General features: G+C 62.2%; 18 protein-coding genes and 1 tRNA gene. 9 read left to right on the top strand and 10 right to left on the bottom strand.

Features of this window, described 5'->3' with window-relative positions:
- Positions 1-11 precede the first annotated feature (11 nt).
- Both VFG26_RS00255 and VFG26_RS00250 read right to left on the bottom strand, forming a co-directional pair.
- Positions 12-1,367 (bottom strand): efflux RND transporter periplasmic adaptor subunit, encoded by a 1,356-nt coding sequence (locus VFG26_RS00255; RefSeq protein ID WP_325021015.1) that lies wholly within the window; start codon positions 1,365-1,367, stop codon positions 12-14.
- A 668-nt stretch (positions 1,368-2,035) separates the two neighbouring features.
- Positions 2,036-2,482, bottom strand: coding sequence for a hypothetical protein (locus VFG26_RS00250; protein WP_325021013.1), 447 nt, complete (start codon positions 2,480-2,482; stop codon positions 2,036-2,038).
- A 300-nt stretch (positions 2,483-2,782) separates the two neighbouring features.
- On the opposite strand from VFG26_RS00250, the gene VFG26_RS00245 reads away from it, so the two are divergent.
- A complete protein-coding gene (locus VFG26_RS00245; protein ID WP_325021011.1) occupies positions 2,783-3,046 on the top strand; it encodes an SIS domain-containing protein in 264 nt (87 codons plus the stop codon).
- Between the two features lie 231 nt (positions 3,047-3,277).
- Here VFG26_RS00245 and VFG26_RS00240 read toward each other — a convergent pair.
- The 3 genes from VFG26_RS00240 to VFG26_RS00230 all read right to left on the bottom strand — a co-directional run bounded on the left by VFG26_RS00240 (position 3,278) and on the right by VFG26_RS00230 (position 6,572).
- Positions 3,278-3,354, bottom strand: a tRNA-Arg gene (locus VFG26_RS00240).
- Positions 3,355-3,572: 218 nt separating this feature from the next.
- Positions 3,573-5,087: a HAMP domain-containing sensor histidine kinase gene (locus VFG26_RS00235; RefSeq protein ID WP_325021009.1), complete on the bottom strand. Its 1,515-nt coding sequence runs from the start codon at positions 5,085-5,087 to the stop codon at positions 3,573-3,575.
- A 30-nt stretch (positions 5,088-5,117) separates the two neighbouring features.
- Positions 5,118-6,572: a dihydrolipoyl dehydrogenase family protein gene (locus tag VFG26_RS00230; protein WP_325021007.1), complete on the bottom strand. Its 1,455-nt coding sequence runs from the start codon at positions 6,570-6,572 to the stop codon at positions 5,118-5,120.
- Positions 6,573-6,933: 361 nt separating this feature from the next.
- Between VFG26_RS00230 and rpmH the strand changes: the two genes are divergently transcribed.
- The 4 genes from rpmH to yihA all read left to right on the top strand — a co-directional run bounded on the left by rpmH (position 6,934) and on the right by yihA (position 10,178).
- Positions 6,934-7,068: a 50S ribosomal protein L34 gene (gene rpmH, locus VFG26_RS00225; RefSeq protein ID WP_045834540.1), complete on the top strand. Its 135-nt coding sequence runs from the start codon at positions 6,934-6,936 to the stop codon at positions 7,066-7,068.
- 40 nt (positions 7,069-7,108) lie between these two features.
- The gene (gene rnpA, locus VFG26_RS00220) at positions 7,109-7,504 is read left to right on the top strand and encodes a ribonuclease P protein component (RefSeq protein ID WP_325021004.1); all 396 of its coding nucleotides are present in this window, start codon (positions 7,109-7,111) and stop codon (positions 7,502-7,504) included.
- 91 nt (positions 7,505-7,595) lie between these two features.
- Positions 7,596-9,473: a membrane protein insertase YidC gene (yidC, locus tag VFG26_RS00215; RefSeq protein WP_325021002.1), complete on the top strand. Its 1,878-nt coding sequence runs from the start codon at positions 7,596-7,598 to the stop codon at positions 9,471-9,473.
- Positions 9,474-9,521: 48 nt separating this feature from the next.
- The gene (gene yihA, locus VFG26_RS00210; RefSeq protein WP_325021000.1) at positions 9,522-10,178 is read left to right on the top strand and encodes a ribosome biogenesis GTP-binding protein YihA/YsxC; all 657 of its coding nucleotides are present in this window, start codon (positions 9,522-9,524) and stop codon (positions 10,176-10,178) included.
- Between the two features lie 17 nt (positions 10,179-10,195).
- Here the strand turns inward: yihA and VFG26_RS00205 are convergent, their stop codons facing one another.
- The gene (locus VFG26_RS00205; RefSeq protein WP_325020997.1) at positions 10,196-12,178 is read right to left on the bottom strand and encodes a Clp protease N-terminal domain-containing protein; all 1,983 of its coding nucleotides are present in this window, start codon (positions 12,176-12,178) and stop codon (positions 10,196-10,198) included.
- 287 nt (positions 12,179-12,465) lie between these two features.
- On the opposite strand from VFG26_RS00205, the gene argB reads away from it, so the two are divergent.
- From argB to VFG26_RS00190, 3 genes are read left to right on the top strand one after another with little or no spacing between them, the layout of a single operon-like run.
- Positions 12,466-13,422 carry an acetylglutamate kinase gene (argB, locus tag VFG26_RS00200; RefSeq protein ID WP_325020995.1) on the top strand — a complete coding sequence of 319 codons (957 nt, stop codon included), beginning with the start codon at positions 12,466-12,468 and terminating at the stop codon, positions 13,420-13,422.
- Positions 13,422-14,180 (top strand): pyrimidine 5'-nucleotidase, encoded by a 759-nt coding sequence (locus tag VFG26_RS00195; protein ID WP_325020993.1) that lies wholly within the window; start codon positions 13,422-13,424, stop codon positions 14,178-14,180. The genes argB and VFG26_RS00195 overlap by 1 nt, the downstream gene beginning before the upstream one ends.
- The gene (locus tag VFG26_RS00190) at positions 14,180-14,845 is read left to right on the top strand and encodes a LysE family translocator (protein WP_325020991.1); all 666 of its coding nucleotides are present in this window, start codon (positions 14,180-14,182) and stop codon (positions 14,843-14,845) included. Before VFG26_RS00195 ends, VFG26_RS00190 begins: the two co-directional genes overlap by 1 nt.
- 1 nt (position 14,846) lies before the next feature.
- Here the strand turns inward: VFG26_RS00190 and VFG26_RS00185 are convergent, their stop codons facing one another.
- The gene (locus VFG26_RS00185; RefSeq protein ID WP_325020989.1) at positions 14,847-15,605 is read right to left on the bottom strand and encodes an SDR family oxidoreductase; all 759 of its coding nucleotides are present in this window, start codon (positions 15,603-15,605) and stop codon (positions 14,847-14,849) included.
- Between the two features lie 121 nt (positions 15,606-15,726).
- Between VFG26_RS00185 and VFG26_RS00180 the strand changes: the two genes are divergently transcribed.
- The gene (locus VFG26_RS00180) at positions 15,727-16,524 is read left to right on the top strand and encodes a zinc ribbon domain-containing protein (RefSeq protein ID WP_325020987.1); all 798 of its coding nucleotides are present in this window, start codon (positions 15,727-15,729) and stop codon (positions 16,522-16,524) included.
- A gap of 42 nt (positions 16,525-16,566) precedes the next feature.
- Here the strand turns inward: VFG26_RS00180 and VFG26_RS00175 are convergent, their stop codons facing one another.
- Genes VFG26_RS00175 through VFG26_RS00165 form a run of 3 tightly spaced genes read right to left on the bottom strand, consistent with a single transcriptional unit; the run spans position 16,567 to position 19,227 of the window.
- Positions 16,567-17,496, bottom strand: coding sequence for a 3-hydroxybutyryl-CoA dehydrogenase (locus VFG26_RS00175; RefSeq protein ID WP_325020985.1), 930 nt, complete (start codon positions 17,494-17,496; stop codon positions 16,567-16,569).
- Positions 17,497-17,527: 31 nt separating this feature from the next.
- On the bottom strand, positions 17,528-18,472 hold the full coding sequence (locus VFG26_RS00170) for an electron transfer flavoprotein subunit alpha/FixB family protein (RefSeq protein ID WP_325020983.1): 945 nt from the start codon (positions 18,470-18,472) through the stop codon (positions 17,528-17,530).
- On the bottom strand, positions 18,472-19,227 hold the full coding sequence (locus VFG26_RS00165) for an electron transfer flavoprotein subunit beta/FixA family protein (RefSeq protein WP_325020981.1): 756 nt from the start codon (positions 19,225-19,227) through the stop codon (positions 18,472-18,474). Before VFG26_RS00165 ends, VFG26_RS00170 begins: the two co-directional genes overlap by 1 nt.
- Between the last annotated feature and the right edge of the window lie 267 nt (positions 19,228-19,494).

Genomic DNA, 19,494 nt, shown 5'->3' with positions numbered 1-19,494 from the left:
CGATCCTCGTCTCAGTGCACATGCTCGGCTTCGGCTTTGCCGAGCTCGGCCTTGAGCAGGAAGGTGTTGGCTGTTGCGACCGGCTCGCCGCCTTCAAGACCCGACGCAATGGCAACCGACGTTCCATCGTCGTGGCCCACCTTCACCGGCCGGGCTTCGAAGCCCTCGGCCGTCCGCACGAACACGTGGTCCTCGCCTTTGATTTTCTGGATTGCGGCTTTTGGAACGACGATGGGCGCTTCGGATTCTGAAACGGCGATCTCGGCTGTGACGAACGTCCCTGGCCGCCAGAGGCCTTCGCGATTCTCAACGGAGGCAATGACGCGCGCCGAGCGGGTATCGAGATTGAGCATCGGACTGGTGAAAATGATCGTTCCCGTCGCGCGGGCGCCGGTGTTGCTCGCCTCTATCGTCAGAGACTGGCCCGTGTCGATTTGCGGGAGGTCCTGAGGCGAGACGGTCAGCTCGATCCACACGGTCGAGAGATCGGTGATTGCGTAGAGTTCGTGAGCCTGACCCTCGCCGCCCATCGGCGTGCCGACGTCCACCAATTGCTCGACGATACGGCCGCTCATCGGCGCTTTAATCTCATAGCGCTCGAGGCCTGTTGGCGGTTGGCCGGATTGTGAGAGCCGGGCAACAGCTTCGTCGCTCACGCCCAAGGCGGAGAGCTTTTGGCGCGCGACGTCCCGGCGGACAGTCGCTTCCTCGAAGGTCGCCCGCATGCGAAGAAGGCGCTGCTCCGAGGAGACCTGCTTCTCCCAAAGCGTCTTCTCGCGCTCGTGAAGCGTTTCCTGAAGCCGATAGTTGACGAGCGCGGCGATGTATTCGCTTTTGGCATCGGCGACCTCGCGGCTATCGAGCACGGCGATGACCTCTCCGGCCGCTACCTCGTCGCCCAGCCGCTTTCTCAACTCAGCTACTGTGCCGATCACCTTGGCGGGTACGCGTCCGACGCGGTTGCGATCCGGAATGACGGTGCCTGCAACGCGAAGACGTTTTCTGATGAGCCCCGCATTGGCCGGTGCGACGCTGATTTCAGCTTCCGCGATTTGCGCGGGACCTAATGCGACCTTGCCTTCATGCTCCTCCTCGTCTTCGCCGTGCCCGCCGTGGTGATCGTGTGCGTGTTCGCCCTCGCCGGCGTGGTGGCCGTTTGCTTCATTCTTACCGTGCGTATGGCCTGAGGCACCGTCAGGATGCTCGTGCTGGTGTTCGTGTCCGGCATCGGACTCCGTGTGCTCGATCCCGGCCTTATGGTCATGGTCGTGGCCGTGGTCAGTGACGCGCATCATCGCGTACAGTGACAGCGCGCCGATCAGGATGCCCGCGCTCATTCCGCCGGCGATGAGACGAAGTCGCTTCATGGTGAGTGGTCCACTTGCAGACGCGCTGAGAACGGCATCGAACCGGCCTGGCGCTGATGAGGAGGGGCTAAGCTGGACGGCCGGAGTTCGCAGAGCCGGATGGGATGTCCAAGGCTCGCCTGTTCTCCGCTTCGCACAGCTTGCCCGTGCTTCAGCCTTGCTCGAATCTTTTGTCGAGCGAGCAGCCAGGCGCGCCTCTGGAGCATGGCGCCTTCTTCGATTTACCCCGGTGGGGCGTATTCGAATTGGGCGGCCAGTTCTGAGGCAACCTGCCCTCCCTGTGGCAATACGTGCGCCGGGAGAGGTTGTGACAATGCCGGTACGTGTGAGCGTCGGCGAGGATCATGTTCGCGGTTCGCAGGCCAGGACGCTCCGGTTCCGGTGAGGTGCCGATCGAGGCGCTGACGCCGGGCGCCGCCAGCAGCGGCCACAAGCCGAGTGCCAGAGCCAAGGTGAGTTTCTTGGTCGAGTGGCTACGGCCCTTGGGGCGTGAACAAACGAAATTGAAGTCTTGCTGTGCTGGTGTCTTTCGGCCGCTAAGCCAAACGGGCTCACCAGCGCCATGCCTCGCGGCGGCGCGCGTCATTCTTATTCTCCATCATTGTTCTATCGGATTGAGCAATCCAGCGGCCGTCCCGCACATCGGCGGGGCGCACTGAATGCAGGCTCTAAATCCGAAGAACGATGGTTCGACGCTCGCGCAGTGTAGGGGAAATGTCTGGCGGGGCTGCCTGATAGACGAAGCCGGTAGTCCCGGATTCTAAACGCGACGGCAGGGTGACAGCGTAAGGCGGCGTGCTGTCTATCGCGTCGAAGTTCGAGGACTGCTGATGGCTGCGGCTTTCCTGGACGATCGTCCCGCGTTCCAGGCGGAAGTCGACGCAGGGGTCGGAGTGAGCTGAATCTTCGACGTGAACAAATTGAGCTGAATCTTCGACGTGAACAAATAATGTGTGGTGGCTGGCATTCGCCTCGTTCTTATCGAGGTGCGTTCCACCGAACTCGATCATCGCCCCGTGCGCTTGGCTCACGCAAACGAAGACCGGCAGGCCCGCGACCGCCATGGTCAGCAGGACTGTTGAGGTCACCAGATAGCGAATGAGCCTGTGCAGCATGAGTATATTAAAACAGATTTGAATCGATCTTTGTTCAGAAAACGAACGAAGCGTCATTTAGTTCAGTGGTGCAGGAACGCCAAGCCGTTTGTTGCTGCTTGGCAACTGCAATTGGCTCGTGGGGCTCGCGGATGCACGAGAACTCCGCGCAGCGTCCGGGACAGGCGACGGATGAGAATTCTCACCCCTCGTGAGTAGGCCCAACTCGCATACGAGTGCTGCCCCGGACCTAGCCGTCAAAGCGCGCGTAAAGCCGCCTGCTGAAGCTGGTTTGAGTTCGAAGCGCGCCTGCGCTCGCCCTTGACGAAAGACGTCTTGGCGGCAGACGCAAAGCGTGGGGCGAAGATCATTTTGTTTACGGACGAATGGCTGTCGCCGTTGTCGGCGGTTGCGGAGCACGTGTTCGCATTGAGGATCGCCGTCAATTCGAACTGGGATTCGTTTGCACCCATCTCCGCTCTACTTGAGGCGATGATCGCGCGGCTCAGCGCGCTACGCTGGCCCGAAGTCAAAGCGCGCATGGAAGAGCTTGAGGCGGTCCGTCGAAAGCTCGATGCGCGATAGCAAACCCCCGGGCCTCACTCGGCGATGTCTCAGACACTCTATCGGCCGATATTCGTTCGGGTCAGAAGCATCGTTCGGATGACGTCGATGCCGTGTCCGCTGAGGCGCGGAATGCCGGCACCGCGACAGGACCTCGGAGGCTAATCGCAGATCGGGCCTTGACGAAGAGTTCTCATCTTCGTCCGGTCTGGTGCCGCTCCCGCGGCTGAATCAATCGAGTTTTTTTGGATGTGGCGCGCCGGGAAGGATTCGAACCCACGACCCCCAGATTCGTAGTCTGGTGCTCTATCCAACTGAGCTACCGGCGCTTTGTCCACCGCTGGGGCTGAAGCCCCGCCGGCGTCGTGGCCGGGCGGCGAAGCACCCTCTCTAGTGGGTCACGCAGCCGAGCGCAAGTGCTTCGAAGAAGAGTGTGAGGGACGAGACGCCGCGCTCCCTGCAAGTGGCGCGGAGATCTCGAATCTGGAGGGCGCGCAGAGGGTTGCGGCCTTCTGTCTGACGGGCGGCAGCACAAGCCCGGCAGAAATCAATTCACGGGGCGGTCGGGCAGCTCGATTCGGAAATGGGCACCTGCTTTGCTCTCGACCAGCGTCAGCGAGCCGCCGTGGGCCTGTACAAGCTCCGCCGCGATGACGAGGCCGAGCCCCGTGCCGCCCTTCTTCGTCGAGCCGTGGAAGGCCTTGAACAGGTTTTCTCGCGCTTTTTGCGGAACGCCGGCGCCATTATCCATCACATCGACGACTACCTTGCGGCCTTCGCGATGGGCGGCGACGCGGATCTCGCCGTCGGTTTTACCTTCAACACTTTCGATCGCCTGCGCGGCGTTGCGGATGAGGTTGCTCAAGGCGCGGAAGAGGTGCTCGCGGTCGGCGTCGATCCGCAAAAGAGCGTCCATTTCAATGACGAAGGCGACGGCGCCCTCGCGCGGCAGGCCCTGGCTGTCGGCAACCTCTTCGACGAGCGGCTTCAGCTGCATCAATTCGCGGCGCGGGGCCGCTTCGGAAACGCCGCCGAATTGCAGGGACGAATTGCAGAACTGGATCGCGCGGTCGAGTGAGGCGATGAGCTTGGGCACAAAGCGTTGAACGGTCGGGTCGGGCAGATCGGCAAGCCGGTCCGATATCAGCTGCGCGTTGGCGAGCATGTTGCGCAGGTCATGGTTGATTTTGGAGACGGCCATGCCGAGTTGCGCAAGGCGGTTTTTCTGCGTGAGCAAATTGGCGAGCTGGCGCTGCATGCTGGCGAGCTCGCGTTCGGCCACGCCGATCTCGTCGCTGCGCCCAGTCTCGGGCATGATGCGGTTCTGGTCCTCGGGATCTTCCGCGAAACGCAGCATGTTGCTCGTGATGCGCGTCAGCGGCTTCACGAAGAGACGGCTCAGCGCGAAATAAACGACGCCCGCCGTCAGCAGCGATAGAATAATGGACAGCCACAGGATGTTCATCCCGTAGCGGATCATCGCCGCCTTGAGCGGCGCTTCGGGAATGACAATCTCGATCAGGTCGTTGCGATCGGGGCCGCTGTGGCCGACAACGCGAATGGTGCGATCAGCCGACATAAGCGTCGCCACGGCATCCTTGGCCTGCTCAAGACGCGTCGTCAGGCCGTCCCAAAACGTGTCGGGCTCGGGCGGCAGATAATAGACGTAGTCGATCGTCAGATCACCGTCGGGCGGAAACACCAGGCGCCGCTCGCCTTGGCTGCGCGAAGCAATGGCCCGGACTTGTGCGGTACGGAGAAGGTCGGCGCGCAGAGCGGAGGGGATCTGTCCGCCGGGGAATGCATCGGAGGTGAGAGCGGCAAGCTGCGCTGCCGTCAGCCGTTCCTGCAGCCAGGTCACGCGATAGCTTGCGATTGAGGGCAAAAAGATCAGAGCTTCAGCGAGCAGCACGAATGCGGCCGTCAAAATGATGAGCTTTGCCGGAAGACTGCGGCTTTCCCAAAGCTGCTTTACCGCGTGCCACGGCGCGCTGGCGACGGAGGACTTCGCCTTCAGGCCGTCAGTCTTGGGAGCGCCGTCGTTGGTAATTGCGCGTTGCACCGGATCGAACTTCTCCATGGGCGGAGATCATTAGCCGAGCTTGGCAAGGAACGCGATCACTTTGCGCAGAGATGGGCTGCTCGGAGCCGTTGCAAAGTAACGAAATGCCGCTTTCTTATTGATCTCCGAAAGCGTGGGATAGGGTGAAACCCATTCGGTCATGGCCTTGATGTTGAGGCCCTGAGATATGGCGAGCGACCACATCTGAATCAATTCGCCGGCGCCCGCTCCGACGATGCCTGCGCCCAAAATTTTTCCGTGCTTCGAGGTGATGACTTTGATGTGCCCGTCGGGCTCGTGTTCGATCTGGGCCCGGTCGTTCTCGTGGTAGGGCCACCGGAGCACGAAAATCCTGCCGTAGCTGGTGCGCGCTTCCGTTTCGCTGAGGCCGATCGTTGCGAGTTCGGGGTCGGTAAAGACGACGCGCGGCGCGTGCTCGCCCTTCGTCCGGAACGGCCAACGGAAGAGCGATCTGCGCAACACGACGCCCGCATGCTCGCTGGCGATGTGCGCGCAACTTGGGGCACCGGTCGCGCCGCCGATCGCGTAGACGCGCCAGTTTGTCGTTCTCAATCCGCCGTTAACTTTGATGGCATTTTGCGCAACGCGTATGCTCGCCGCATCCAAGCCGAGGTCGGCGATGTTGGCTTTGCGCCCCGCGGCCACGAGGAGCGCCGTGCCTTCGAGAATCTCCGAGTCATCACCCGTCTGTAGCTCGACGGCGATTTTCCCAGGACCGCCTGAGATGCCTTTGATCTGCACGCCTTCGCGGATCGCGATGCCTTCGCGGGCAAGCCGCGTGAGGAGCACGACGGCGAGTTCGGGATCCTCGCCGCTCAAGGCTTGGCCCACGTCGAGCACGGTCACGCGCGAGCCGAGGCGGCGATAGGCTTGGGCGAACTCGAGGCCGGCGGATCCCGCTCCGATGACGATCAGGTGGGGAATAAGCGTCCTGTTCTCGAAGATCGTCTGCGTCGTGAAAAAGGGAACATCCGCAAGCCCGGGAATGGCGGGGATCACGGGTGATGAGCCGGTGGCAATCACAAAGCGGCGCGCGGTGACCCGATAATCGCCCGCTGCAACCGTCGAGCGACCGATGAACTTGGCTGCGGCCGTGATGACGCGGATGTTGAGACCCGAGAGACGCTCGACCGAAGCATTCTGGGAGACCTCGGCAACGGTGTCGGTGATGTAATGGTGAACGGCCACCGGATCGATCAGCGGCTCGACACCTCGAATGCCAAATGATGATGCGGTTCGCATGGCGTGGGCGCGTTTGGCCGCAGCGAGCAGGGCTTTGGCCGGAATGCCTCCGTAGTTGAGGCTGTCGCCGCCCATTTTATTTTTTTCGATCAGGACCACGCGTTGGCCAAAGGCGGTCGCGGCCATGGCCAATGCGAGCCCGCCGGCGCCAGCGCCGATGACGCAGAAGTCCGTTTCGATGGTCTGGGCCTGGGGCGTGTCTACGGCCTTGTCCTTGGGCATTGAGCGCGTTCCGGAAATGGGAGTGGGATCAGGCTCGCCAGGGCCGCCGAGCGCCCCCGCGCGTCGTTTCAACGTGATATTGATGTAGTTTAATATGCGGGCGGTGCTTTTTGTGGCCGTTATCGGCCGCTATCCCCTGCCGAGAGGCTGTTCTCATCGAAGGCGCGTCTTGCTAGGGGGCGGGTTGCTCACGCCTCGTTGACTTGCCACATGGGCGCGACTATAAGGGCGCGAATTCCCGAGATATCTGCACTGTGCCAGGGTCTTGAGCCCGGAGCGATGTGTATTGGTAAGTCTCGGATAAGTAAGCAATATGCCGGTCCTCGTTGGACGGCCTCAAGAGACTTGGACGGAGAGTTCCGTGAAGCGCACATATCAACCGAGCCGCCTTGTTCGCAAGCGCCGCCACGGATTTCGCAAGCGTATGCTGACGACCGGTGGTCAGAGAGTTCTGGCTCGCCGTCGTTCGAAGGGCCGCAAGCGTCTTTCGGCCTAGTCAGGTCTAGCGCGAAGGCCCCCGCTGTCGCTTTGCGGCTTTGGAGGCTGTCATTCCCATCCTGCCCACGCTCAAGGCGCGCTCAGAATTTCTTGCTGTGCGCGGCGGCCGGCGATCATCCACGCCGGCATTTCTGATCGAAATGCGCGAACGCCCCGCAGATGCAAAGCGGGCGGGCGATGGTCCGCGTTTTGGCTTCACGATTACGAAAAAGATCGGTAACGCGGTCACGCGTAACCGTATTCGCCGCCGCCTTAAGGCGGCGTTTGCGGCGGATCTCAAGCAAAGACAGCTCGGTGCCTGCGACTATGTCGTGGTGGCCCGCCACGCCGCTCTAGACCGGCCCTATGCCCTCATTCTTGGCGACATTGGCCAAGCCATGTCGGCGCTGCACCGTAGCCGGCCCGCCAGACCTGACAAAAAAGGTTCAGCGTGACTGGGTGTCCCCTTCCTTTTATGACCAGTTTCCGCCATCGCTTCGGCCTGAATGAGGCCCCTGCCAGTGGCGCCGCGCCCTCGAGGATTTGATGAGCTCTCCGAACGATCCCAAAGACCAGACCAATTTAATGCTCGCCGTGGTGCTATCGGTCCTGGTGCTGATGGGATGGCAGTACTTCTTTGCCCGTCCACAAATCCAGCACGAGCAGGCGCGCCAGGAATACAGCAAGGAACTCGAGGCTCAGAACCGGGGCACTTCTACGTCGGAGGTTCCGCCTAACGTCGCCAACGCGCCGGTCGCGCCTCCGTCTGCGACAGTTCCCGGCACGGTCTCGCCGCCGCCCGCCAAGCCGCTCACGCGGGAAGAGATTTTGAAAGAATCGCCGCGCATCCAGATCTCGACGCCGTCGCTCGAAGGCTCGATCGATCTGAAGAGCGGGCGCATCGACAATCTTGTGCTGACGAAATATCGCGAGACGCTCGATCCCAACAGCCCGATGGTCACGCTTCTGTCGCCAGCTGGCACGGCGGATCCCTATTTCGCTGAATTCGGCTGGGTGCCGCAGGCGGGTTCCGCGGTGAAGGTTCCGGATCGGGACAGCAACTGGACGGTCGTCGGCGGTTCGACGCTCACGCCTGAAACCCCGGTCAGCCTGATGTGGGACAACGGCCAGGGCATCGTCTTCCATCGCACCATGTCGGTCGACAAGGACTACATGTTCAAAGTCGTCGACGAGTTCGAGAACAAGACCGGCGGCGAAGTGACGTTGATGCCCTACGCGCGCGTCCATCGCAGCGGTCATCCGCCGTCCATGGTTTTCTCGGTTCTGCACGAGGGCCTCGTCGGCGTTTCCGGCGATCACGGCCTGCAGGAATTCACCTTCGCCAACGCCTTGAAGAACGGCGTGCCGACGACGTTCGACAACGTCATCGGCGGCTGGCTGGGCGTCACGGATAAATACTGGGCGACTGCGCTCGTTCCGGATCAAACGGTGCCATATCGCGCCACATACTCGGCGCTTCCGGCCCGTGATCCTGGCGGTAAGGATGCGTTCCAGACCGATTTCCTGCGCGGCGCGATCACCGTGCAGCCCGGAATGCGGAAGGGAACGGAATCGCATCTCTTCGCCGGCGCCAAGAAGGCTTCTCTGATCGACGGGTACGAGAATGCGCTGCACATTCTGCGCTTCGACCGCATGATCGATTGGGGCTGGTTCTACTTCATCACCCGCCCGCTCTTCCAGTTGATGGAGTTCATCAACGGCATCGTTCACAATTTCGGCGTCACCATTCTCATCCTGACCGTGCTCGTGAAGGCGGCGTTCTTCCCGCTCGCCAACCGGCAGTATGAGAGCATGGCCCGCATGAAGAAGATGCAGCCCGAGATGCAGCGCATCAAGGAACTGCATAAGGACGATCCGCAGCGGCAGCAGAAAGAGATCTTCGAGCTTTACCGCAAGGAGAAGATCAATCCGCTCGCGGGCTGCTGGCCGATCCTCTTGCAGATCCCGGTGTTCTTCGCGCTCTACAAGGTGCTGTTCGTCACGATCGACATGCGCCACGCGCCGTTCTTCGGCTGGATCCAGGATCTGTCCGCACCGGATCCGACGTCGCTCTTCAACCTGTTCGGGCTGTTGCCGTTCGCGCCGCCGGAGTTCCTGCACATCGGCATCTGGCCGATCATCATGGGCATCACGATGTGGATCCAGATGCAGCTCAACCCGCCGCAGCCGGATCCGATCCAGCAGCAGATCTTCCAGTGGATGCCGGTGATGTTCACCTTCCTGCTGGCGAGCTTCCCGGCTGGTCTCGTGATCTACTGGGCATGGAGCAATACGCTGTCGATTGCGCAGCAGATGCTGATCAACAAGAAGAACGGCGCCGAGTTTCACCTGCTCGACAACATCAAACGGACGTTTGCTCCATTGATGCGCCTCTTCAAGCCGAGCAGCGGCTCAGGCAAATGAGTTAGGCGGGCGGCTCTCTTCGGGGCCGCCCTTCACCGGATACCATTCATGACTGAGGTTCAGGCCTTATCGGCTGACCAAATCGAAAAAGGCCGGCGCCTCTTCACGCGCGCCTGGACGTTTGCGCGCGGCACGCCCGACCTCGATCATCTGCCGCCAGACGACAGGCCGGAGATCGCGTTTGCGGGGCGTTCAAACGTCGGCAAATCGAGCCTCATCAACGCGCTCGTCGGACAGCTGCGGCTGGCGCGGGCGTCGAATACGCCGGGGCGCACGCAGGAGCTCAACTTCTTCACGGAGCCCGAAGCCGACCTGTTTCTCGTCGATATGCCGGGATACGGATTTGCGGAAGCGCCGAAGGACAAGGTTGCCGCCTGGAACAAGGTCATCCGCGCGTATCTCGCCGGACGACGAACGCTTCTCCGAGTTTTCGTTCTGATCGACGCGCGCCATGGATTGAAGCCGCCCGACGATGAAATCCTCGATCTTCTCGATGGCGCGGCCGTCTCCTATCAGGCCGTTCTGACGAAGGCGGATAAGATCAAGCCGACGGAATTGGAGAAGGTGAAGGAGCGCACGCTGAAGGCGCTCGCGAAGCGTCCAGCCGCTTATCCCTCCATCATCGCGACGTCATCGGAAAAAGGGCTCGGGTTCGAAGAGCTGCGCGGGACGATTGCGCAGCTTCTCGAATCGCACGGCGGCTAAGGCCTTCGCCGCTCTCGTCAGTTCAGAAATTTCTGCATCAGCCCTGACGCCGCGCCGCCAAATGTTGCGAGCGCGCCGCCGATGATGGCGGAAATCGTCCAGCCGGCGACCCGCTTCAGCATTTGCGCGACGTTGGTGCGAACCTTTACCTCGATAAGTTGATCGGGCAGCGCCGTTTCGGCGGCAACGCCATCGGCACCGACCGTTCGCGCTGAGACGATGATCTGCAAGCTCGACCAGCCGCGCGACTGCGGCGTGATCAGAAAGCGCCAGCTCGCGAAGTCATCGCTTGCGTAGCCGAGATTGCTCTCGATCCATTGCGTTTCGGGCGAGGCTGACTCGATGAAGAAGCCGCCTTCAGGAGCGCGAAGCCGAACCGACATCGCTTTCGTGACGGCGACCGAGTGCTGCCAGACATTGCCATCGCCATCGAGCCCTTCGGTCAGGGCTTTTACGGAGGCCTTGGCAATGCGGATTTCGGCCCGCGAAGTTTTACCCACGCGCATCGTGCGGGGAATGTTTTCCGCGAGCTGTCCGGCTTCGACGGCGGGACCTTTCGCGCCTTTGACCTTGCGGCGCGGCTTGCCGTCGGGCGCAGGCCGCTGCTGTGGCGGCGCGCCCATCGGCGGACCCGAGCGGAATGAGGTATCGTGTCCGAGGCCCGGAGCTTGCGCGGGGCCCGGACCAGGATTGGGTCGTTGGCCGGGCATGCCGAGCGGTGGCCCAAGAGGCGCATTCAGCGGCGTCGCAGGACCCATCGGCGCATTGGGCGGCACGGGACCGCGCATGCGTGGGCCGGCCGGGCCGCTTGGCGCCGGCGCTCCCAGCGGCGGACCCATTGGCGAACCAAGGGGGGCTCCGATCGGTGCGCCGGGCGGGATCGGCGGCGGCAGGACGCGCGAAGGCTGAGGCCGCGGCGGCAGCCCTGAGAAAATCTCCGAAGGCGGCGCGGGGCTCGCCTCAGGCGCGGCCGGGCCAGCGGGATAGGAATGCTGCTCAGGCGCTGGGGCTGGTCCGTGCTGGGGGCGAGGTGGAACCGGCAATGATGGCTCGGGCGCGGATGGATTGCGCAGCGATGGTTCAGGTGCCTGCGGCCCTGACGGCTGGCCAAAACTTGGCGCGCTCAGGTCGCGGTCGCCGAAACTCGGCTCGCGGCGCTGTTGCGGTTCGCCTTCGCCGCCGAAGTGCGGGCCCGGATCCGAGGAGGCCGGTGACGCCGGAGCTGAACCGTGGCTGCCAGCCGGCGCATATGGATCGGCTCCGAGCCGAGGGTCAGCCGTGAGGCCGGTGTCGAGCGAGGGTTGCGGCTCGCCGAAATCTGGCATCGGCCCGGGGTGTGCTTCGGCCGGGGGAGCCGGATATTGCGGAGTCGGGGGCGCGGGCCGCGGCATATCGTTCATGATATCGCGCAACGATGGCGCTGAACGCGATTGCACGCGTTCGCGGGCGCGGGCCAGCACATCGTCCGCGACGGGCTGCTGCTGATGCGGCTGCGGCTGTTGCTGGGCAGGCGGTGGCGCGGGTGCTGGAGCCGGTGCTTCGCGCGGTGCGGCGAGTGCGGCTTGCAGGGCGCGGATGGCGTTGTCGAACGTCAATCCGTGCGCTTCGAGAATTTGTGCTGCCAGGCTTTGGCCGTCACCCACGATGGCCGCGAGCACGATGGCGCCGTTGATGTCGCGGCGGCGGCTTCCACGCGCAGCAGCTGCGGCCGCTTCCAATATGCGGCGGACGTCTTTCGATACGCCAAGGGAATCGTGCGGTTCGGAGGCGGGCGCGGTATTGGCCAGGACGCGCTCGACCACATCTGCCTTCAGCCGTTCCGCATCCATCTGGCTGGCGTCCAGCACGGCTGAGGCGTCAGGATCGTCGCAAAGGGCGGCGAGCACATGCTCAAGCGAAACCTCGGCCGCGCCGCTGGAGCCTGCGAAGTCGGCTCCCCGCGCCAGTGTGGCGGCGAGATCGGACGACATCGGAATTTGTGCAAAATCTGTGGCCGTCACGCCCACGACGTCTCCTGAACTGAAGGCCAAGACGGGCAGAACTGGCCAGGACTCATTGCCTTAACGTGCCGAAAGTACATGCTGATAGCAAGGTTATAGCAAGGCCATGACGCCGAAGGATGGCAGAATGACTTTAGTCCCCAACTGGCCGTGACAGCCTGCGGCAGTAGCGCCCGGATGTGGCAAAGACCGGGAAATTCATTGAGGCATTTTGCCGAGAAGCTATAAGACCGCCACGAGGCGACCGGCTCCCCGCCGGCGCGATCGAATGGGCAAAGGGGGCGCGCGTGACGTCAACGAAAAGTCATTCGGAAAATGCTGCTGCTGCGCCGGCCGAAAAGCCTTTGAGCGCGCATCAACAGGCGCGGATCCTTGCGGAAGCGATACCGCATCTCATTCTCTACGATGAGAAGACCGTCGTCATAAAATTCGGCGGCAATGCCATGGGCGACGAGGCGCTTTTCAAGGCCTTCGCGCAGGACATCGTCTACCTCAAGCAGTCCGGCATCAATCCGATCGTCGTGCACGGCGGCGGGCCGCAAATCGGCAGTATGCTGTCGAAGCTCGCGATCAAATCGGACTTCATCAACGGCCTCCGCGTGACCGACAAGCCGACCGTCGAGGTCGTCGAAATGGTGCTGTCGGGCAAGATCAACAAGGAGATCGTCTCCGCGATCAACCAGCAGGGCGGCAAGGCTGTCGGCATCTCCGGCAAAGACGCCAACCTGATGGTCGCCAAGAAGATCACGCAGATGCCCGATCCTCAATCGAATGAGATGAAGGAGATCGACATCGGCTATGTGGGTGACCCGGTGGAGGTCAACCCGCACATCGTCGAGGTCATTTCCAAGTCCGATCTCATTCCGGTGATTGCGCCCGTCGCCATCGGGCGGGGCGGCGAGACGCTGAACGTCAATGCCGACACGTTCGCCTCGGCGCTTGCCGCGCGCATGCAGGCCAAGCGTCTGCTGTTGCTGACGGACGTGACCGGCGTGCTTGATGAGAACAAGCAGCTTATTCCAAGTCTCTCGATCGAGGACGCTCGCGCGATGATCAAGAGCGGCGCGATCTCGGGCGGCATGATCCCCAAGATCGAGGGCTGCATCGAAGTCGTGGAAGCGGGCGTCGAAGGTGTCGTCATCATCGACGGCCGCGTGCCGCACTGCGTCCTTCTCGAACTCTTCACCGAACACGGCGTCGGTACACTCGTCAGGCGCGCAGAGCGCAAGCGGGGCAAAGCCTGATGGCTTCAGTCGTGAACGCATCCAGTCTGCCAAAGCTGATCGAGGCTGTGGCCAAGCGTGGGTTCGGTCACGTCGATACCTGGATCTTCGATCTCGACAACACGCTTTATCCGGCATCCTGCAATCTCTTCGCGCAGGTCGATCTGCGCATGAGCGAGTTCATCGCCAAGAAGCTCGGCGTTCCGCGCGAGCATGCGCGGCATTTGCAGAAAGCCTATTACCGGCAGTTCGGAACGACGCTCGCCGGGCTGATGCGCGTGCATAAGCTGCCGCCCGGCCCGTTCCTCGAGTACGTGCACGACATCGATCTTTCCGTCGTGCCGGAGTTGCCGGAACTCGCCGCCGCGATCAAGAAGCTGCCGGGCCGCCGTCTCATCTTCACCAATGGCTCGCGCGTTCACGCAGAGAACGTGGCGCGAAAGCTCGGCGTCCTCGATCTCTTCGAAGATATCTGCGATATCGCGGCGACGGAATTCGTTCCGAAGCCCGAGCGGGAAGCGTTCGACCGCATGCTGAAGCTGCACGCAGTTCCGGCGGCGCAGGCGGCGATGTTCGAAGACATGCCGCACAATCTTGTGCCCGCGTCGAGCCTCGGGATGACAACGGTGCTCGTACATTCCGACTACATCGATCATCCCGCGCAATTGAAAATCCGGGAGTGGCGCGAGCTTCCCGAGCACGTCCATTATCTTACGCGTGATCTCACGAAGTTTCTCGTCGATGAGATTTCTCTGCCTAAGATCCCCGGTTCATCGTGATGACCGGCGCGCTCCAGGAACTTACCGTTCTTGGAGTGCCGCTCGCGTTCATCTGGCTTGCCTTTCTGGTCGAGCTGACGCCCGGTCCGAACATGACCTATCTCGCTGTTGTGACGCTGGCCGACGGCCGGCGGGCGGGCTTCACGGCGGTTGCCGGCGTCGCCTCCGGTCTGCTGCTCATCGGCATTCTTGCAGCGCTGGGCGTGGCGGCGGCGGTTTCGCAATCGCGACTGCTGTATGAAATCATCCGCTGGGCAGGCGCGCTCTATATGCTGTGGCTGGCGTACGATGTCTGGCGCGGAGAGCCTGCGACGGAGACCGGCAATGCCAGCGGGAACATGAGTTCCCACCGGTATTATTTTCGCGGCTTTCTGACGAACGTGTTGAACCCGAAAGCTGCGGTTTTCTATATCGCGGTGCTGCCGCAGTTCATCGATCCGGACAAGCCGCTTGTGGCGCAAACGATGGCGCTGACGATTGCCTACGTCGTGGTGGCGACGGTCGTCCATGGCGGGATCGTCGCCTTGGCAGCGCGCGCGCGGCCATTGCTCGCGAACACGGCGCAGATGCAAGTCGTGAGACGTGTGCTCGCGATCGGCCTGTTGCTCGTCGCGCTCTGGCTTTTGTGGGCGACCGCCGAGGCGCCCGCCCAGCCAACGCAATAGGCTAGCCGCGTCCGATGAAGGGCATCGTGGTCGCCATCAGCGTCATCTGCTGCACGTTGGCATCGAGTGGCAAGTTGGCGATGTAGAGCACCGCATCGGCGACGTGCGAGACGTCCATCCGCGGCTCGACCATCACGCGGCCATCGGCCTGCAAAATGCCGTCTGCCATCTTGGCCGTCAAATCGGTTGCGGCGTTGCCGATGTCGATTTGCGAGCAGGCGATGTTGTCGGCGCGGCAATCGAGTGAGATCGATTTCGTGAGGCCGGTGATGCCGTGCTTCGTCGCCGTATAGGCAGCGGAGTAGGGACGCGGCACCTGCGCCGAGATGGAGCCGTTGTTGATGATCCGCCCGCCCTTCGGCGTTTGCGCTTTCATGATGCGGATGGCTTCGCGCGCGCAAAGAAACGGGCCGGTCAGGTTGACGTCGACGACGCGCCGCCATTCTTCCACGGGCAGATCTTCGATCGGGACGCCCTGGGTGAACGTGCCGGCATTGTTGAAGAGGAGATCGAGGCGGCCGAAGACCTCCAGCGTCTTTTGAAAAGCGCCGTGGACGGCATTTTCGAACATCACGTCGGCCGGCGTGATCAGGAAGCTGCCGCCACCGGGTGCTGCGTCTGCTGCGGTTTTCTCCAGCTCGCTGACGCGCCGTCCGAGCAGGGCGACGTCATATCCTGCCGCCTGAAGCTTCAGGGCAACGGCGCGCCCGATCCCTGATCCCGCGCCCGTCACCATCGCTACACGTGAGCTGTCAGCCATCGTCGACTCTTCATTTGAACATTGTGAACTGCTGCATAACTCCGAACGGCTTGCGGCGCCAGTTTCTGCGGGTGTTCGGCCATGATAGAAGAATCTGCGGGACAGCACGGGGGTGCTCGGCATGGCGGGAAGCGAAGCGGCAAGTTCCGGATTCTGCACCCATTGCGGCACGCCATTGCAGGGGAAATTCTGTAGCGGGTGCGGTGCCGCCGCCCCGGCGCTCGCTGGGCCGGAGGGCTGGGGCGCGATCAAGTCGGAGTTCTTGAACTCCCAACGCGACACTGGAATTTTCTCGGTCGTCGTTTCGTTTCTAGTCCACCCTGTCGCGACCATCATCCGGCTGACGGACGATCCGGTATACCGTTCGCACTGGGGTCTCCTGACGGCGTTAGTCGGTGCGCAGATGACTCTCGCTTACGTCATCGTGCCGAGGGCGTTCGCCCTGCTGTTCAACGTTCCCAATACGGCCAACAGCGCGACGGTCGTGACGAACGAGATCGTGCAGTACATAGGCATGGCGATCCTGACGCCCATTCAATATTACGTTTGCCGCGCACTCGGCCCGCGGGCACGGCCACCGATGTCATACGTGAAGCTGTGCGTGCTGAGCGTCAGCTATGGATCGATCGTGAGCATCGTCGTCACGCTCATTGCGTTCGCGATCGGATTTAGCGTTTTGAAGACCCAGGCGGCCATCGACCTCAACATCGTTTGGCAGGTCCTGACGTATGCAACTTACGGCGCCGTGCTGGTCTTCGTCGCGTGGAGCCACAAGATATTTTGGGGAATGTCGTGGCCGATTGCGATCGGCGTCACGCTCTTCGTTGGCGCGATGTCGTGGCTCGTCGTCTATCCGGCATTGCTGGCGCTGGCCGAGCAGGCCGACGTCACTGGAAAATTGAGCAATCTATTCGGCTAGATGATGAGGCGGGGCTGAGCTGATGCTTCCTTCGCCCTGGCCTTACCGTGTGGGGACGGGCTTCTCGCCGCGATAATCGTAAAAGCCCCGCTTCGTCTTGCGGCCGAGCCAGCCGGCTTCGACGTATTTCACGAGCAGCGGACAAGGACGGTATTTCGAGTCCGAAAGACCTTCGTAGAGAACCTGCATGACGCTTAGGCAGGTATCGAGACCGATGAAGTCGGCGAGTTCCAGCGGTCCCATCGGGTGGTGCGCGCCGAGCCGCATCGCCTTGTCGATCGCATCGACTGTGCCCACGCCTTCATAGAGCGTGTAGACGGCCTCGTTGATCATCGGCAGCAGAATGCGATTGACGATGAAGGCCGGAAAGTCTTCCGACACGGCGGTCGTCTTGCCGAGGCTTTCGACGAAGGTGCGGGCCGTCGCGAACGTCTCGTCGCCCGTGGCGATGCCGCGAATGAGTTCGACGAGCTCCATGACCGGCACCGGGTTCATGAAGTGCATGCCGATGAAGTCTTCGGGCCGGTCGGTCGTCGAGGCGAGGCGGGTGATCGAGATCGACGAAGTGTTGGAAGCGAGCAGCGCGGTCGGCTTCAGGTGCGGACAGAGTGCTGCGAAGATCTTGTGCTTCAGGCTCTCGTCTTCGGTTGCGGCCTCGATGACGAGGTCGCAGTCGCCGAAGTCTTCCAATGCCGGTGCGAAGCTGATGCGCTCGAGCGCGGTGTCGCGCTCTTCTTCCTTGATCAGGCCCTTGGCGATCTGCCGGGCCATGTTCTTGTTGACCACCTCCATGCCGCGGTCGAAGGACTCGCGCTTCAGGTCGTTGATGGCGACCGTGTAGCCCGATAGGGCAACGACATGCGCGATGCCGCTGCCCATCTGTCCTGCGCCTATGATGCCGACTTTGCTGATCGTGCGGGCAGGTTTGACGCCGACCTTGCCTTTTTCCATCAGCTTCTGCGTTTGCGGCATGAACGGGTGTCCTTCGGAGGTGAAAGCTGGCTTAGCGTCCAGCCTTTTGCAGTTCGGCGTCGAGTTCGGGCAGGGCCTGGAAGAGATCTGCCACGAGGCCATAGTCGGCGACCTGGAAGATCGGTGCTTCGGCGTCCTTGTTGATCGCAACGATGACCTTGGAGTCCTTCATACCGGCGAGGTGCTGAATAGCGCCTGAAATGCCGACCGCGATGTAGAGATCGGGGGCCACAACCTTGCCGGTCTGACCGACCTGCCAGTCGTTTGGAACGAAGCCGGCGTCCACGGCTGCGCGCGAGGCGCCCATGGCGGCGCCCAGACGATCAGCGAGCGGCGCGATGTACTTGGTGAAGTTCTCGCCGTTGCCCATGCCGCGGCCGCCGGAGATGATGATCTTGGCGGACGTGAGTTCCGGACGGTCGGACTTGGAAAGCTCGGCATTCTCGAACGCCGACAGGCCGACGGCGGCCGGAACGGCGATCTTTTCGATGGCAGCTGAGCCACCCTCGCCAGCGGCGGGGAAGGCAGACGTGCGGACGGTGATGACCTTCGTCGGATCGCCGGACTGCACCGTCTGCAGGGCGTTGCCCGCATAGATCGGGCGCTCGAACGTGTCGGGCGAGACGACCTTGGTGATGTCGGAAATCTGCATGACGTCGAGCTTGGCGGCGACACGCGGAAGGATGTTTTTGCCGTAGGCGGTCGCAGGCGCGACGATCGCGGAATAGTCCTTGGCGATCGAGAGGATTACGGCGGTGACTTCCTCAGCCAGACCCTTGGCCAGGTGAGGCGCATCCGCGACGAGAACCTTGGAGACACCTGCAAGCTTGGCTGCGGATTCGGCGGCGCTACCAACGTCCGAGCCTGCAACCAGGATGTGAACGTCTCCGCCAAGATCCTTCGCCGCGGACAATGCCTTGGCGGTTGCGGGAGACAGAGCGTTTTCGGAAAGCTCCGCGAGGAGAAGTGTGGACATTAGAAAACCCCCGCTTCGCTTTTCAGCTTTTCAACCAGTTCGGCAACGCTGCCAACTTTGACGCCGGCTTTGCGTGATGCCGGTTCGCTTGTTTTCAGAACCTTGAGGCGCGGCGCGATATCGACGCCAAAGTCTTCCGGTTTCTTGACGTCGAGCGGCTTTTTCTTGGCCTTCATGATGTTGGGCAGAGAAGGATAGCGCGGCTCGTTCAAGCGCAGGTCGGTCGTGACGACGGCCGGCAGGTTGAGCTTGATCGTTTCCAAGCCGCCATCGACCTCGCGGGTCACGGTGACGGAGCCCGCCTCGGGGACGACCTTCGAGGCGAACGTGCCTTGCGGCCAATCGAGCAGGCTCGCGAGCATCTGGCCCGTCTGGTTGCTGTCGTCGTCGATTGCCTGCTTGCCGAGAATGACGAGATCGGGCTTTTCGGTTTCGACGAGTGCCTTGAGAAGCTTGGCGACCGAAAGAGGCTCGACCGTCGTGCCTTCGGGGACTTCGATGAGAATGGCGCGATCGGCGCCGATGGCGAGCGCTGTACGGAGCGTTTCCTGCGCCTTGGCCGGTCCGATCGAGACGGCGACGACTTCCTTAGCGCCGCTCTTTTCCTTGAGGCGAACAGCTTCTTCGACGGCGATTTCATCGAATGGGTTCATCGACATCTTGACGTTTGCCAAGTCGATGCCGGAGCCGTCCGGTTTGACGCGGATTTTGACGTTGTAGTCGACAACGCGCTTGACCGGGACAACGATCTTCATCTCATCCGCCAGAATGCCCGGCGCTCCCTTGTTGTTGTTTCCCGCGCTTCGGACGAACGCGGTTCTTGCAGCGCGACGGCCGCCTTAGCGTGCAAACCGAGCGAACGGCCTGCCCGGTTGGCAGAAAAGAGCTCTCGCAGCTGCGAAGTGCGAAGCTACGGGTGGGTTTTTCTCAAGTCAATCGGCGCGTGCGTCGCGGTGACCCAAGTTTTCAGGGCCCGTCCTACTGGACAGTCCGCCACTGCCCGCAAGTCTTAAAATTCTCGC

The sequence above is a fragment of the Hyphomicrobium sp. genome (assembly GCF_035687085.1).
GTDB lineage: Bacteria > Pseudomonadota > Alphaproteobacteria > Rhizobiales > Hyphomicrobiaceae > Hyphomicrobium_B.
The sequence above is the reverse complement of the archived record's forward strand: the minus strand, read 5'-3'. Positions and strand labels throughout refer to the sequence as shown.

Coding starts and splice junctions, on each gene's coding strand:
- VFG26_RS00175 (WP_325020985.1), bottom strand. CDS start 17,496: ATGCCGCAAACGCAGAAGCTGATGGAAAAAGGCAAGGTCGGCGTCAAA.
- VFG26_RS00170 (WP_325020983.1), bottom strand. CDS start 18,472: ATGTCCACACTTCTCCTCGCGGAGCTTTCCGAAAACGCTCTGTCTCCC.
- VFG26_RS00195 (WP_325020993.1), top strand. CDS start 13,422: ATGGCTTCAGTCGTGAACGCATCCAGTCTGCCAAAGCTGATCGAGGCT.
- VFG26_RS00185 (WP_325020989.1), bottom strand. CDS start 15,605: ATGGCTGACAGCTCACGTGTAGCGATGGTGACGGGCGCGGGATCAGGG.
- VFG26_RS00165 (WP_325020981.1), bottom strand. CDS start 19,227: ATGAAGATCGTTGTCCCGGTCAAGCGCGTTGTCGACTACAACGTCAAA.
- VFG26_RS00255 (WP_325021015.1), bottom strand. CDS start 1,367: ATGAAGCGACTTCGTCTCATCGCCGGCGGAATGAGCGCGGGCATCCTG.
- VFG26_RS00230 (WP_325021007.1), bottom strand. CDS start 6,572: ATGCCCAAGGACAAGGCCGTAGACACGCCCCAGGCCCAGACCATCGAA.
- VFG26_RS00250 (WP_325021013.1), bottom strand. CDS start 2,482: ATGCTGCACAGGCTCATTCGCTATCTGGTGACCTCAACAGTCCTGCTG.
- yidC (WP_325021002.1), top strand. CDS start 7,596: ATGAGCTCTCCGAACGATCCCAAAGACCAGACCAATTTAATGCTCGCC.
- yihA (WP_325021000.1), top strand. CDS start 9,522: ATGACTGAGGTTCAGGCCTTATCGGCTGACCAAATCGAAAAAGGCCGG.
- VFG26_RS00190 (WP_325020991.1), top strand. CDS start 14,180: ATGACCGGCGCGCTCCAGGAACTTACCGTTCTTGGAGTGCCGCTCGCG.
- VFG26_RS00180 (WP_325020987.1), top strand. CDS start 15,727: ATGGCGGGAAGCGAAGCGGCAAGTTCCGGATTCTGCACCCATTGCGGC.